Here is a 14,533-nt window from a genome sequence, read left to right on the forward strand (position 1 = left end):
TGTGGGAAGACCGAGCTCATTGCGGGCTGCGTCGCCGGCGGGTCCTTGAAGCCGACCCTGATCCTTACACACACGACGGCTGGCGTGGCGGCACTTCGCCAGCGACTGAAGCGCGGAAATGTCCCAGCGGCGAACTATCGTCTGAACACCATAGCCGGCTGGGCGCTTTCAATCATCGCAATGTTTCCAGAACGAGCGGGCTACAGACATAACCCACTCGCTGCACCAGACTATACGGCCATTCAGTCATCCGTTGGCGCACTCTGTCGATCGGGAGACATCGCGCGCGAGATAGCGGCGACGTATGGGCGGCTCTTGGTCGACGAGTATCAAGATTGCTCGATCAGCCAGCACGCAATTGTCAGCGGGATTGCAAATGCCATTCCGACAGTTGTGTTCGGCGATCCGATGCAAGCAGTTTTCGGATTCGGCGCGGATCCCCTCGCCGACTGGAATAGCAATGTTGCCTCGACGTTTCCGCGGATCGGGCATCTCGGAACGCCGTGGCGTTGGAACAATGCCGGAGCGAACGACCTAGGCAATTGGTTGCTTGGTGCGCGCGGGCTGCTTCAGCAAGGGCTGAGCATTGACCTTAGATCCTGTCCAGGCCGCGTCTTCTGGCACCCACTCGGCGGAGTTACCGCGGGCGCGATCACCGAGCAGATTAAGGTACAATACGACATCTCGCGTGAGCATCCGAATGACAGCATTCTCATTGTCGGCGATTCGAAGCTTGCCGAGACGCGGCACAGCTATGCGAGCCGCGCTTACGGCGTGAGCGTGGTGGAACCGGTAGATTTTACGGACGTTGTTGGGTCCGCGACAAGCATGAATGGACGAAGCGGAACATCGCTGCTTCACGCCTGCATTGGCTTTCTGGTTAAGGTGATGACGAATGTCTACGGCGACAAGTTATTGGCTCGCCTGCAATCTATCGAGGCTGATAGAAACAGGACGTTACCGACGCCGCCAGAAAGAGCCGCAATAGCGCTCACGCATAGCGGGGGTTACGCCGAAGCAGTTGCCTTCATAAAAGCGATGGCGGCAGATCGTGACAGGCGCGTCTATCGTCATAGTGCCTTCAACATTATGGTTGACGCGCTATCGAGTTCCGCCGCGACCCGCCGCGATCTCGGAGAGACTATTGCCGCCTTGAGAGAACAGCAACGACACGCCGGGCGCGTCGTTCCAACGAAGGCAGTCGGCTCGACCCTGCTGTTGAAAGGTCTCGAGGCTCATCATGCCATCATCTTGGATGCGGACCGACCGGGCAATGTCATGTCGAGGCAGCACCTATACGTCGCGCTTTCGCGAGGCGCCCGCTCTGTCCATGTCTTCTCCAGAAATCCAATCCTACCATAAGTGCGTCAAAGCTTGGGCTTGGGTGATGGGGTCTACTCATCCAGGAATGACGCGACAATTTTCTGAGCATCGCCGTCCGACATCTGTGCACGAAGAACATGTGACCCCGACACAATTGTATCAGAAACTGTAGGTAAATTTGCCCTGACGAGTGGACCCGCGATCCTCTTCGTCACATTCTGGGCCTGCAACCCAGATCCGGAGACATGATCCTGAAACTTATCGAGAAATCTAGCTGCACTATCGTCACATCCACGTACAGCGGCAAAGAGCATCGTCCCAAGGATCCCGTTTGAAGTGGTAATTGCTGAGTTCGACTTGTCCTGGCGCTTGGCAACCTCGTGATAGTAGAGGCCGGCGCCCACAGCGTCTTCAAGACCTTCGATCATGTTCTGAGCCTGAAGCATTAAGGCTGGAAACGTGACGGTCCAAATGCCGCTCATGGCAGGCCCCTCATCCTCAGTGAAAATTCGATCGACAAGAATTTTGGTGGCCATTCCTGCGGCCACGAGAGCGTTGATTTTCTGACGATACTCCGCCTTGAGGCGACATCCTGCTTCATCGATGACCAGGATGTAATGGCACTGTGTCACCCCCTGTTCGGCGAAAGCAGCTGCGATTTCACAGACGGCTCGACCGGACACAACGGTATCGATGAATATAAAGCGACCCGAACCGCCACCCTCAATATTCGTTGAGCCCATTGCCAGCGCTCCCGATAATGAGCGGAGAAAAAGGTGAAACTGCAGGGCCGGATCATGTGCATCACGTCTTATCATCGCAGCGACGACGCGTGACCAATATCGCCTGATGACTAATGACGAGATCGGAAAATCGTCCGCGATGTCGGCTGTAAACGGGACGTAGAGTTCCTCTATCGGTTTTATACGCGGCGCGGCCGGGTCAAAGTCAGCATATTTCTCGTCGCGCAATGCGTGAGCGTAGCTCCGGGCGCCATCGACAAAGGGGCTTGCGCCTCGCGACGGAATAACCAAAAGATCATATCCGCTTGTCCGCAGACGTTCGATACAAGCATGGGCATCTGCGCACGCCTGCGCATAGGAGCGAACCATCTCTATCGTTATGGAGCGAACGTCCATCCAACTCATCCTTCTTAGCGAAATTCATGAGCTCTGCTTCTATCTGCTTCCGGAGCGGCCTGTCTGCGACGGAATGAAAAATATGACCTACAAAATCCCCCACGCCCGAAACCGCCCCCTGCCGGTCATTTCGCGCAAGTTTAGCTCTTCGACGAGACGAAGGGCAGCGCGGGGTGTAATGTCGAGTTCCGCAGCAATCATGCCAGCCGAAACCAGTGGCCGCGCAAGCACCAGCTCAATCAGCCCCGGCAGATTGGAAGACGCGCGCCGTCCCGTCAGCCACCGTTCCAACATCTGCCGCGCCAGCAACAGCCGGTCATGCTCCTTGAAACCGAGCTCGATACCGGCGATCAGCCCGTCGAGACTGGCGATGAGCCGGGTTTCGAAATTGCGATGCCGCCGCCGTTCGACGCGGATGGTTTTCAGTCCGGCATTGAAGGCTAAAAGATGCGCGTGGGTGGTCAGCCCTTCGCACCGAAGCAGGGAGGCAGCCAACAAACGGCCCAGCCACGGCGCGCGCTGCAAGACTGCGAGTTTGTTCCAGGCATCGAGTGCCAGGATGGCCTGCAACACCGGCGGCAGCTCGCTGATCGAACGCAACACGGATCGCCATTCGTTGAGGCGTTCCTCCTCATCCCAATCGGGATCGTGGATCAGCGGGTCTGTCTCCGGCTTTGGCAACCGCTGTGGCTGCTTCACCCTTGCCAGTACGTCGTCGGATCGTGCCAGCACCGCGTCAATGGCGTCGAAATCGATGCCGGGCAGGTCGAGCCCGTCATCCAGACGATGTTTTCTCCCCTCCCCGTCCTGCCGGTCGCCCGCCGCATCTTGCACCGCAGCACCTTCGTGGCATGCGACGATGCCGCCATCCCCAAAAGATGCTGCAGGCTCTGCCTGCCGCAGACGGCGCAAACCGTTTGGGCTCAGCGCCCAGTCGGGTGACTGCGCGACAATGCGCCGTCGGGTCTGCAACACATCGCGGGCAATGGTCAGCGCGTGACTGGGCGAACGGATATCGCGCGCCGCGTCATGCAGGATAAGATCCTCCATTTCGACCAGTTCACCATCGAGCCACAGCGAGGCGCAGGCATCGGCAAAATGCAACCGTTCGATCAGTCCCGTGCCGGCAGGGGAACAGGCAAGCCGCTCGTCGAGCCGCGCCAAAGCGTCACTGGCCCGCGCCAGCGGCGATAACAGGGTCTTCAGGGGCAATTGGTCGAGATCGTAATGCATTGAATTTATAGTAAACGAAGTATTAAACGGAATCCAGTGCATAGTTAGTGTCCGGCACTGGTGATGCTCTTGGGTTAGATGAATCACCTCCGATAAGTACAGGTTATCGGCGCTTAGCCATCTATGCTGAGAATATTGCCATCTTGACCACCAACTGCTATATTGCGGTATATTGAATGAGGAAAAGGCGATGTCCGAACCACAACTGTCCGTGCGCAGCTCCAAGGCACGCGATCTGGCCCATTCTCTGGCCAAACGCACCGGCCAGCCGATCAACAAGCTCGTTGAGCGGGCGCTCGAGCGCTATGATCAGGAACTGCGCCAACAGCAGGCGCTCACCCCTATGGACGCACTTTTGGATCTATTGGCAGAAGGACGGCGCACGGTGCCAGAAGGCACGACCTCTGCACATGACGATCTTTATGATGAACACGGACTGCCGCGATGATCGCTATCGATACGTCCGTTATCCTGGCGATGGCCTTGCGCGAACCGGAGGCTGAACAGTTCCAGCGGCTGGTACGTCGCGATGCGGTCATAATCGGCTGGCCGACGCTTCTGGAACTGCGAATGGTTCTCACCGGTAAAGGCTTTTCGAACGCCACCGCCATTGTCGACCAACTCGCTGAATTGCCAAACGTCACAGCCATTGCCTTCGATCAGGCGCATTATCGCTCGGCAGAGCGAGCATTTGAACGGTTCGGCAAAGGCCGCCATCCCGCCGGTCTGAACATGGGGGACTGTTTTTCCTACGCTGTTGCATCAATTGCCAGGGCACCGATCTTGTTCAAGGGTCATGACTTCGGACAAACCGACCTCAAACTTCACCCAGAATCGTCGACGGCATAATGATGGCCGCGGATAAACCGATCGAATGGCGTGCCCAACAATTGGATACGATTGCCGCCGTTTTGCCGATGAACCGGCGCGACAGGCTGGCAGGGATATTGACGGATGACGATGTTGAGACACTGCGCCATCTGGTCAATGAAGGCATGGGCGAAAACACGCTGCGCGCGCTGACCTCGGATCTGGCCTATCTCGAAGCCTGGTCGATGGCCGCAACCGGTAGCCCCCTCCCCTTCCCGGCGCCCGAAGCCCTGCTCCTGAAATTCGTCGCCCACCATTTATGGCGACCGCAGCAACGCGAGATCGAACCCGATCACGGCATGCCAGCCAGCGTGGAAGCAGACTTGCGTCGACAAGGCTTTCTGCGTGTATCCGGGCCGCATGCACCGGCAACCGTGCGCCGGCGTCTGGCCAACTGGTCGACGCTGACCCGCTGGCGGGGTCTGGAAGGATCGTTTTCATCGCCTTCCGTCAAATCGGCAATCCGGCTTGCGGTGCGCGCCCTGAACCGGCCGCGCGGCCGCAAGAGTGCCAATGCCATTACCGGCGATATTCTGGACAAGCTGCTGGCAACCTGTTCCGGCGAGGATCTCACCGCTTTGCGAGATCGGGCTATCCTGATGGTAGCCTTTGCCTCAGGCGGGCGCAGGCGCAGCGAAGTCGCTGGCCTGCGCGTGGAACAGCTGGTCAAACAGGCCCCGGTCACCGATGAGGATGGTCCTCCCCTCCCCTCGCTCGGCATCCATCTTGGTCGCACCAAAACCAGTGGTACCCATCACGATGAAACCGTCTATCTGACCGGCCGACCCGTCGAAGCCCTGACCCGCTGGCTGGAAGCAGCCAGGATCGACAAGGGCAGCCTGTTTCGAAAAGTCGATCGCTGGGGCAATGTGTCCGCGCGAGCGCTCGAACCTAGCGCCGTCAACCGGATCGTCAAACAGCGCGCGCAAATGGCAGGGCTGGATGCCACAGAGTTCTCCGCCCACGGTCTTCGCTCCGGCTATCTCACCGAAGCCGCCAATCGTGGCATTCCGCTGCCTGAAGCCATGGAACAATCACGTCATCGCTCCGTGCAACAAGCATCCGACTATTACAACAATGCCAAACGGCGCAGCGGACGGGCGTCACGGCTGCTATGATGTCCGATGCTTAATCAATGATCGACCTTGAGGAGCGCGATGGCCAGCGACTGCTGCGTTAAGACCGTTGGACAGGAATTCATCATACCACGAGATCATATGACCAATATTCTCATTTGCAGGGTGGGAAGCATCTGCAACAATCAACTCAGCGCTGATATGAGCCATGGAAACTACAGAACGGGCGGTCTCCGGCACGTAATGCAATTCTTCCCCGGCTTCATGGCGCGCGCGTATGATTTGATATCAAATATTTTCCGGAGAAGTCGACGTACTCGCAAACATCAATTGCCGCATTCATCATGCTCCTTATCAGATTCCAATTCCTACGCATGCAGACTCCGTCGATATTGAGCAATGTTATGCTGATCGTATGGTCGAATGGCTTCAAAGCAACGCTATAACAACAATCATTCCTTTCGCCTGCCTCCAATTATTGCGGACGATCTGCATGTCTGAATAGTGTTGGAAGCGGTCGTTGCGATGGTCACCATAGAAGGGCTGCATTGCCGACGAAGCGGACGTTGAACGGACCTGTAAGTTGGTGCTACGGTCGCGCAGGGATTTCGTTACAATAACCAAATCTTCTGAGGAGAATGGGCAGCATGATAGGCTACGTAACCGTTGGCGCTGACGATATCGCTCGCGCGAGAAGGTTTTACTCTGCGTTCCTGCCAGCGCTTGATTACGAGCTGACTGAGGGGACCGAAGGCCTGAGCTACGTGCTACCCGAACAGCCGGGCCCGTCAGCCGCTCTGCCGGATTTCTACGTCAAGCCTCCCTTCAACGGGCGCCTGGCTTCAGCTGGCAACGGTACAATGATCGCATTCCAGGCTCGCAGTCAAAAACAGGTTCGTGACCTTCACGCCGCCGCGCTTGCCGCAGGGGGCGTTGACGAGGGCCAACCGGGCTTCCGTAACTCATACGGTCCTAAATTTTATGTCGGTTACCTACGCGACCCTCAGGGCAATAAGATCGCCCTGTTTTCCAACGATCCAAACGAACCCGGGAGAGACGATTAGCGCGAGTACCTCGGGCGACATAGGTCATTTTCGTCCGGCTTGTAAAAGGTCCGCAATAAGGCCCAACCTGTCATTGCAAGATTGATTTGCGTATGTCTGCAACGGGGGTGGAAAGCTGACTGGCCGCTTTGCGATCGAAAAAGGAGAATCGTACGAACGTGGCAACACTCAGCCGGATGCTCAATTTGCGATCAAACGAGGTCGGGCTGTGAATCTGGAATGTCCAAGTTATCCGCGCCCTGCTCTCCAATATTGCCATCGGTAGCTTCCCACCAATCGCCTAACGCATCGATGAGCGGCACCAGTCGCTCTCCGGCAGTTGTCAGGTCGTACTCGACGCGAAGTGGATAGCCCCCGAATTCGGTACGGCGTACAATACCAGCATCCTCGAGCTTCCGCAGTTCGAGCGTCAACATCCTGTGAGAGATTGTCGGATTGTCCCGGCGAAGATCACTGAACCGCTTCGTACCTTCCTGCAGATAATAGATCAGCAACGTCGGCCAACGACCGCTGAGAATCAGCATGACCTCTTCGATAGGGCAGCGGGAAATAACGTCTTTCATCAGCAACTCATGGTAACAAAAAAGTGCGTAATTTACTTGGCGAAGCCGCCTGCTAAGGTTCGGCTTTGCTGCGCAGCGTGATCAGAAGAAATCATGGAGAACAAGAACATGGAACCCATACTCTTATACGGCTTTCCGGCGGGAAGCTCTATGGGACTCGTCGCCGCTCTCGAATGGATGGGCAGGCCCTATAAGCTCTGCCGCGTCGACATGCTCGGCGAGATGCGTGATCCATCCTACAAGCGGATCAATCCGCGCGTTGAGACACCCGCGTTGGTAGCAGATCAAGGTGACGTACTCACCGAAACCATGGCTATCGCTGCGTGGCTGGAGGCCCGAGACACCGAGCGGCGCATTAGCTTCGATCCACTGTCGCACGAAGCCGACCGGATGCATCAGTTGATGGCGTTCATCAACACCGGATTCACCGGAGTGTTTGGCCCCCTTTGGACTGCGATGGAAATGCAGCCCCCCAACCCGGCGATGCAATCGGCCTTGAAAGAATGGGGCAGCGAAGGCGTCATCGAACGCCACGACCGGCTTGAGGAGATGATTGCAGACTCTCGATTTCTGATCGCCGATAATCCGACACTAGCTGACGGCATTCTGATCGGGGTCGCCCGTTGGCTCGACTTCCATCAAGTGGCCGACAAGGCGCGCTGGCCAAAACTTGCTGCCCTTAGAGGACGCATCGAAGCCGATCCGGCCGTCGTTTATGCGACATCGCTGGAGAACGGTGAGATATCACCAGGCAATGGAGCTTGCCGAGGCCATGTCGATTTGACGGAAGTTATCGACCAGTTCGGCTTCAAATAGCCCCAAGACGCGCGGCCTACGATCATCTACGCAGGGACGCGGAAGAGCAACGTTTGAATTGGTTTCCAAAAAGACAGCTGGCTTGTCGCGAATATCAGGAGTTCCGCGTGAAAAACTCGTGTTCAAGCAGCCCCATCATTACGTCGTCGTGCCAGGTACCATTTACAAACGCCGCCTCTCGTTCCCTGCCTTCAATGACGAATCCGCATTTTTTATAAGCTCGGATTGCACGTTGATTGTAAGCAAGCACCCGGATTCCTATTCGATGAAGCTGCAAGTCAGCAAAGGCGTGTCGCAGAAGCAATAAAATAGCTTCGCTGCCCAAGCCTTTGCCCAGCAATTGCGGATCGAGAATTCCAACCGCCATCGACGCACGCCGGTCGTGTAAATCAACATTATCCAGCCTGATTTCGCCGATCAGTCTGCCGTGAATCTCGATCACCCAGGCATGCGGATGATCGATGAGCCTCTGGACCCATCGCGTCGCACCGTCTCTTGTCAACGGAAGTTGGAGGCCCCGACTCACTCCAAACATCTCTATTATTTCTGCGTGATTACCCAGGGAAAGGCGAGCTTCCACATCCTCAACGGACGCTTGCCGGAGCCGAAGGTTTCTTCCTTCCAATATTGCCGTCATAGCTTCCTCCATACGTTCTGCAAGAATTTCCAATCAAGCGACAAATCTGCATCGGTTTATGTGACTAATACTCCTCACGGCACCGGTCATGAGCAAGGTCCGCGTTCCAGAGAGCTGAAGATGGCCACGAACGGCCGAGATCAACATCGAGAATGGTCGCTCCACCGATGGAGCCTACGTCCCCGCCGTGCCGACCAAGTGTGGTGCCGATCCGCGCAGTGGCAGCCGATCTTGACTATACAACAATGCCAGTCGGCACAGTTTTTCAAGGCTGCTTTGAAGTCAGGCAATCTGGTTCATTTGTCTAAAGCTTCTCCCATGCGCTAGTATCTGGATACCTGTTGCAACAGACTTTTATCCGGAGGATGCCACGCCAAACGTTATCGATAGCCGTCTCGTCAACGCTTTCCTTGATAATGCAAGCTTGTCGGAAACCGATCTTTTGCCGGATACAATCTCTGGTCAGATTGATGAGCGTCGTCGTAGGCAAGGTGGATTGTGGGTAGGGGGCAAGTGCGAACTGACAGCCGCCACTCTGAGTTTCCGCCCAAACGACATGAACCGGGCATTGCATGCTCATCCTGACGAATTGAGTGTTAAAATACATTTGGAGGACATCGTCGGGATTTCAGTTCACCGCAGACTGATTACAGACGCCATAACCGTCAAATTTGCTACCGGAGTACTGAAAATCCGATGCTTTAGGGCCAAATCCTTTACTGCGGCAATCGAGGCTGCGCGACTGGCCATGCATGAACAGGCCGTCAAAACGGAGCAGGGACAGCCCAATCGATAGAGACACGATCAGGAAGACCAGACCGGAAGGGTGCTCACAACAGTGACCCCTTCCCTTGTTGACAAAAGAAAAGCCGTTGAGTTTCTGAAACACCCCCCAACGCGGAGATGGCATTCATCAGGGTGCGGCCAAAACGCAGGCCCTTACCTATGCTCTCGAAGCAATAATCGAAGAAAGCCTTCTTGAGGATTTCAGGTACAGGGAAAGTATGGCAAGAGGAGCGGTGGTCTTTTCGTTGGCGAGTAGAAAACCGACGGACGCCATGGCATTGTCGCGGCTATGACAGATGAACCCAATTTGCACTTTAGCGGCTTTTCGCTTTGGATAGATGGACGCCAGTTCCCGGATGTGTTGGACTTCTGGGATGGGAATTGGCTGATGGTTCGCGCGCGCATGGAGGCTAACGGCGCACATGTCGAATGTGCAGGGCCAATCCTGATGACTACGGACATCAGGAAATTCCGCGGTCAACTAGATGTATTGGCGACCTCTTTGGCAGGCGAAGCCACACTCAAGGGCTTGGAACCGGAAATCAATGTCGTTCTGACAATGCAGAAGTTGGGTCATGTTGAAGCGGTGATTGAAATTACTGCTGATCACATCAATCAATATCATCGTTTCATCGTGGAGGGAGACCAGTCCTACCTGCCCGGACTTATCCGTTCATGCGATGCCATTCTCTGCAAGTTTCCTGTCATCGGAAAGGAGAGTGTCTGATCGAAAGACAACCAGCCAGTTTAGCTATTACGAACTAAAACGGCCGGGTTGAGGTGGGAAACGGTCAGTCGGCTTGCAGGCAGGGAGGGTAGAAGCGGCAAGTAGTGCCGCAAAAATCTGCCGTGCAAGTCGGACTTTCACGTCCGACTATCGCGACAGAGGTTCCCGTGAGAATTCAAAGTTAGCGCGTCCCGATGCAAAGTTCAGGATTTCCGAGACAAGTTAGCCGCATACCGCACGGAGTTCGGCGATCATGCCGGTGAGAAATCCATCAGATGGCAGGATCAAACAACTAATTTTGCGGCGAACGGAGGAGGCAGAACTCTTCGCCCCGGAAGCGAAGTGCAACATAGCTGCATTGGTTCATATGATCGATCAAACAGGCTTGCTCCGGCGTTGCCATTTCTTCCATCGTGCAGCGCTCTTGCGCACATACCTTACTATAAATCTGACCGGTGGGAACATACGCCACGAAAAGCGAGGTCTTCGGTCCTTTCGGGTTGAGGGTTTCATATGCGGCTGTTAACCTCTCGAAAGCCGCAACATCTTCCCCCACAGGGTCACGGTCGATCCCCATCTCGCCAACCTCACCGACCATTTTCATGTAGCGCAGATGTTCTGATTGAGAACAAACTAGTCGATCAGCCTTTGCGGGGATCGAATACGCCAAAATAATGGCACTGAGGATAACCGCCAACTTCCGTATCATTTCGCGTTTCGTCTGTGCTTGAGGGCCGTATAAAGTTTTTGGTTTTGCTGTCAATTTCCTGTCTCTCTTGACGAGTCAACCTAAAAAAACTGCGCCAACTCCAGCCATCCTAGTGTCCATTGCAAGGAAACTCATTCATAACGACAAGGGTCGCAATGAGGTCCAAAAGCCGACAGTGTCGAACGCACAAGAGAGCGATAGGAATTTGGCGCAAAGCTGCCGACCATTTCGGCAACAAAGCACAAAAATAAGGCTACATCTAGAGCGCGTTGCGACACCAACGAATGGAACAAATATTATGGCCACTTTTATTCTGATACCCGGGGGATGGCAGGGCGGGTGGGTCTACCGGAACTTAGCAGACATATTGACAAGGCACGGGCACAACGTCGTGCCGGTAACGCTTTCGGGACTGGGCAATGTTCCTGCTCCCATGACCAACCTTGAAAGCCACATAGGTGAAGTCGCCGAATTCGTGCAGTCGCAAACCTGCGATGACCTAGTTCTTGTCGGGCAATCCTATGGCGGGATGGTCGTGAGCGGCGTCGCAGACATCAATCCGACGCCAATTCGGGCCCTGGTCTACGTCGATGCCTACGTACCCGATTCAGGAGACTCTGTGTGGTCGCTGACAACACCCCGTTTTCGGGACATGTTTGTCGCAGGTGCAGCGGCTGACGGGTTGAATTGCGCGCCACCACCCAGTCTCGACTCGAGATGCCGCCCACATCCGATCGGAACGTTTCTCCAATCAATTAAACTCACTGGACGCTGGCGAGATGTTCCGCGCAAGACATTCGTAGGCGCACATGGCTGGGAAGGAAGTCCTTTCCTTGAGCTTTATCGACGCCTGAACCACCAGCCGGACTGGACAACCTTTTCGCTCAATTGCGGACACAACGTAGCACGCCTGGAGCCGAAGGCCTTAAGTCGAATATTGTTGGAACAGAATTGATCGGCAAACCACCGCAGGTCATCTGAGATGTCTCGGGATGACTGAGGCCCGCCACACCTAGTCTACCCGTCCACATCGACCCCAGCATGCTTCGAAGCGACTGCTGTCGTTGACTATCCGTCAGTTATTGAGTTTACGGCCGTAAACTTATGGGGCTAGGACTTGCGTTAACCTTTCGTTAACTTAAAACTCCTTGCAGAACCCTGAGAATCGGAGCTAAATGCGATAAATTGCTTTTCACGCGACTAAAATCGCACTTTCGGGTTTCGCTCTATGAATATCGCATTTGATGCCGACAAACCACTGTCAGACTTCGATCAACTTATCCTGAAGCAGGGATCAGCATTGTCGGGCCGACTGGAAAAGCATCGCCTAGAGAACTTCCCGCCGGACGCGGTAAAGTCGCTTCGCGCATTCCAGCTTGCTGAAGCGGCAGAGTATATAGGTGTTAGCCAAGGACATCTTAAGAACCTGTCGCTCAATGGCAAGGGGCCACAGCCAGCCGTTACCGCTACTGGCCGCCGTTCTTACACGGCAGAACAGATGCTGGAAATGCGTCAGTATCTCGATGCCAATGGCCGCTCCGATTCACGTATGTATGTTCCTCACCGTAAGAATGACGAGCATTTGCAAATTATCGGTGTCGTAAACTTTAAGGGCGGCTCAGGTAAGACTACGACTACGGCTCATCTCGCACAGCACTTGGCACTGACAGGGCATCGTGTCCTCGCCATTGATCTCGATCCTCAAGCATCTCTGACAGCGCTTCATGGCATTCAGCCAGAACTCGATCATTTGCCCTCGCTCTACGAAGCTATCCGCTACGATGATGATAGAAAGCCTCTCAGTGCACTTATCAAGAAAACGAATTTTCCCGGTCTCGATATAGTGCCTGCTAATCTTGATCTGCAGGAATTCGAATACGATACGCCGTTGATCCTGAGCGAGAAGGGCACCCGAGACATGGGGCGCACATTCTTCACCCGCCTTGACGCTGCTCTGTCTGAAGTCGAAGATCAATACGATGTGGTCGTTCTCGACTGCCCTCCGCAACTTGGGTATCTGACGCTTACCGCATTGTCTTCTGCGACTGCTGTTCTCGTTACAGTGCACCCTCAGATGCTCGACGTTATGTCGATGTGCCAATTTCTGCTCATGCTTGGCGAAATCTTGGACCCGATTAAGCGTGGCGGCGGCAACATGTATCTGGATTGGATGCGATATCTTGTTACTAGATACGAACCAGGTGATATTCCGCAAAATCAAATGGTTCACTTCATGCGGTCATTGTTTGGCGGCTTCGTTCTCAAAAATGAAATGCTAAAGTCAACCGCGATTTCGGATGCAGGCATCACAAAGCAAACGCTATACGAGGTCGAGCGCTCACAGCTTACGCGTTCAACATATGACCGCGCTATGGAAAGCTTACACGGTGTCAACGGTGAGGTCGTTAACCTCGTCCACAAAGCATGGGGTAGGGTAGTCTGATGGCACGTAAAGGCATCATGTCTGGATTGATGGACGATACCAAGGATGTAAAGTTTACTGCCGTAAACGCTGAATCGAAAACACCTACACCCACAGCCGCAATAGAGACATCAGGTCGCCGTGGCGCTTTTGGGATGATGTCACGGGCTGCCGATGAAATGGCTTCTAAGGTCGCCGCGGCTGAAGAAATCGAGAAACGGCTTCAAAACGGCACCCACATAATTGAGCTAGATCCGAATGAGCTGGAGACTTCTTTTGTCGTTGATCGCTTAGAAGATGATGACGATACAAGCCTTCAAGAACTTATTACAGCAATCCGTGAACGTGGACAGGACACGCCTATACTGGTGCGCCCCAATCCAACCGTTGAAGGCAAATACCAGATTGTTTTTGGTCATCGCAGAGCGAAAGCTGCAAAGGCTTTAAATATCAGAGTCAAAGCTACTGTGAAGCCACTCTCTGATCGCGAACATGCTATTGCGCAAGGTCAGGAAAACACTGCTCGTGCTGATCTTAGTTTCATTGAACGGGCACTATTCGCCAAAAAGCTCGCGGAGCAGTTCGACAACGAAACGGTGATGTCTGCACTAGCTGTCAATAAGACAGTTCTCTCAAAGATGCAGTCAGTGACCAACTACGTCCCGTCTGATCTCATTCTGAAAATTGGGCCATCTAAAGGTATTGGTCGAGATCGATGGTATGATCTTTCGGTCGCATTTAAAGATGGTATTGCAACCGACATTAACTCGATGACGGACCAGGACAAGTTCTATTCAGCGTCATCTGATAATCGCTTTTTGATGGTTCTCGATACCATCAAGTCAGCCACGCATCCTGTCACTGCGCAGGATGCGAATGTTGGTAAGAAACAGCAGCCAGCAAAGTTCTGGAGATCCAAGGACAATTCAGTTGCCTTTTCCTTGAATCGGAAACCAAAGAAAGTCGATATCTCTCTGAAGAGCTATGATGCAGGATCCTTTGGTGAATGGCTATCAACTCGTCTGGAAGGCCTCTATGAGGAATTCAGATCATCTAAATTAGATAGTGGAGAGTAATCCGCAAAAGAAAAAGCCCCCACAAACGTCAGTCTGCGAAGGCCATTTCGTTTTTCTGTAGCAAGATACGAATCGCATTTCTCAGAATCAGT

General features: G+C 54.3%; 16 protein-coding genes. 11 read left to right on the forward strand and 5 right to left on the reverse strand.

Annotated features, from left to right (window positions below; genetic code table 11):
- The first annotated feature begins 45 nt into the window (after window positions 1-45).
- The gene (locus C9380_RS23890) at window positions 46-1,362 is read left to right on the forward strand and encodes a UvrD-helicase domain-containing protein (RefSeq protein ID WP_435373149.1); all 1,317 of its coding nucleotides are present in this window, start codon (window positions 46-48) and stop codon (window positions 1,360-1,362) included.
- A gap of 32 nt (window positions 1,363-1,394) precedes the next feature.
- Here the strand turns inward: C9380_RS23890 and C9380_RS23895 are convergent, their stop codons facing one another.
- Window positions 1,395-2,294: a hypothetical protein gene (locus C9380_RS23895; RefSeq protein ID WP_128094898.1), complete on the reverse strand. Its 900-nt coding sequence runs from the start codon at window positions 2,292-2,294 to the stop codon at window positions 1,395-1,397.
- Between the two features lie 255 nt (window positions 2,295-2,549).
- Entirely contained in the window at window positions 2,550-3,704 is a 1,155-nt protein-coding gene (locus tag C9380_RS23900; RefSeq protein ID WP_128094951.1) for an RHE_PE00001 family protein, read from the reverse strand.
- 181 nt (window positions 3,705-3,885) lie between these two features.
- On the opposite strand from C9380_RS23900, the gene C9380_RS23905 reads away from it, so the two are divergent.
- The 4 genes from C9380_RS23905 to C9380_RS23925 all read left to right on the forward strand — a co-directional run bounded on the left by C9380_RS23905 (window position 3,886) and on the right by C9380_RS23925 (window position 6,705).
- On the forward strand, window positions 3,886-4,143 hold the full coding sequence (locus C9380_RS23905) for a type II toxin-antitoxin system VapB family antitoxin (protein WP_128094899.1): 258 nt from the start codon (window positions 3,886-3,888) through the stop codon (window positions 4,141-4,143).
- On the forward strand, window positions 4,140-4,544 hold the full coding sequence (locus C9380_RS23910) for a type II toxin-antitoxin system VapC family toxin (RefSeq protein ID WP_128094900.1): 405 nt from the start codon (window positions 4,140-4,142) through the stop codon (window positions 4,542-4,544). The genes C9380_RS23905 and C9380_RS23910 overlap by 4 nt, the downstream gene beginning before the upstream one ends.
- Window positions 4,544-5,683 carry a site-specific integrase gene (locus C9380_RS23915; RefSeq protein ID WP_128094901.1) on the forward strand — a complete coding sequence of 380 codons (1,140 nt, stop codon included), beginning with the start codon at window positions 4,544-4,546 and terminating at the stop codon, window positions 5,681-5,683. The genes C9380_RS23910 and C9380_RS23915 overlap by 1 nt, the downstream gene beginning before the upstream one ends.
- 605 nt (window positions 5,684-6,288) lie before the next feature.
- Window positions 6,289-6,705 carry a VOC family protein gene (locus C9380_RS23925; RefSeq protein WP_094574735.1) on the forward strand — a complete coding sequence of 139 codons (417 nt, stop codon included), beginning with the start codon at window positions 6,289-6,291 and terminating at the stop codon, window positions 6,703-6,705.
- 191 nt (window positions 6,706-6,896) lie between these two features.
- On the opposite strand, the gene C9380_RS23930 is transcribed toward C9380_RS23925, so the two are convergent.
- Window positions 6,897-7,268: a winged helix-turn-helix transcriptional regulator gene (locus C9380_RS23930; RefSeq protein WP_128094902.1), complete on the reverse strand. Its 372-nt coding sequence runs from the start codon at window positions 7,266-7,268 to the stop codon at window positions 6,897-6,899.
- Between the two features lie 108 nt (window positions 7,269-7,376).
- Between C9380_RS23930 and C9380_RS23935 the strand changes: the two genes are divergently transcribed.
- Complete coding sequence (locus C9380_RS23935) at window positions 7,377-8,084, forward strand: glutathione S-transferase family protein (protein ID WP_128094903.1); 708 nt, start codon at window positions 7,377-7,379, stop codon at window positions 8,082-8,084.
- 94 nt (window positions 8,085-8,178) lie between these two features.
- Here C9380_RS23935 and C9380_RS23940 read toward each other — a convergent pair whose 3' ends face one another.
- A complete protein-coding gene (locus tag C9380_RS23940; protein WP_128094904.1) occupies window positions 8,179-8,721 on the reverse strand; it encodes a GNAT family N-acetyltransferase in 543 nt (180 codons plus the stop codon).
- A 424-nt stretch (window positions 8,722-9,145) separates the two neighbouring features.
- On the opposite strand from C9380_RS23940, the gene C9380_RS23945 reads away from it, so the two are divergent.
- Both C9380_RS23945 and C9380_RS23950 read left to right on the forward strand, forming a co-directional pair.
- A complete protein-coding gene (locus C9380_RS23945; protein WP_128094905.1) occupies window positions 9,146-9,517 on the forward strand; it encodes a hypothetical protein in 372 nt (123 codons plus the stop codon).
- Between the two features lie 279 nt (window positions 9,518-9,796).
- Window positions 9,797-10,234, forward strand: a complete 438-nt coding sequence (locus C9380_RS23950; protein ID WP_105731549.1) for a WapI family immunity protein — start codon at window positions 9,797-9,799, stop codon at window positions 10,232-10,234.
- Window positions 10,235-10,526: 292 nt separating this feature from the next.
- On the opposite strand, the gene C9380_RS23955 is transcribed toward C9380_RS23950, so the two are convergent.
- A complete protein-coding gene (locus C9380_RS23955) occupies window positions 10,527-10,997 on the reverse strand; it encodes a hypothetical protein (protein WP_128094906.1) in 471 nt (156 codons plus the stop codon).
- A 244-nt stretch (window positions 10,998-11,241) separates the two neighbouring features.
- Here C9380_RS23955 and C9380_RS23960 point away from each other — a divergent pair, with 244 nt between their 5' ends.
- The 3 genes from C9380_RS23960 (at window position 11,242) to repB (ending at window position 14,441) form a co-directional block, all read left to right on the forward strand.
- A complete protein-coding gene (locus tag C9380_RS23960) occupies window positions 11,242-11,898 on the forward strand; it encodes an alpha/beta hydrolase (protein ID WP_128094907.1) in 657 nt (218 codons plus the stop codon).
- Window positions 11,899-12,171: 273 nt separating this feature from the next.
- On the forward strand, window positions 12,172-13,386 hold the full coding sequence (gene repA, locus C9380_RS23965; RefSeq protein WP_128094908.1) for a plasmid partitioning protein RepA: 1,215 nt from the start codon (window positions 12,172-12,174) through the stop codon (window positions 13,384-13,386).
- Window positions 13,386-14,441, forward strand: coding sequence for a plasmid partitioning protein RepB (repB, locus tag C9380_RS23970; RefSeq protein ID WP_128094909.1), 1,056 nt, complete (start codon window positions 13,386-13,388; stop codon window positions 14,439-14,441). Before repA ends, repB begins: the two co-directional genes overlap by 1 nt.
- Window positions 14,442-14,533 lie beyond the last annotated feature (92 nt).

The sequence above is a fragment of the Brucella pituitosa genome, assembly GCF_003049685.1.
Taxonomy (GTDB): domain Bacteria; phylum Pseudomonadota; class Alphaproteobacteria; order Rhizobiales; family Rhizobiaceae; genus Brucella; species Brucella pituitosa.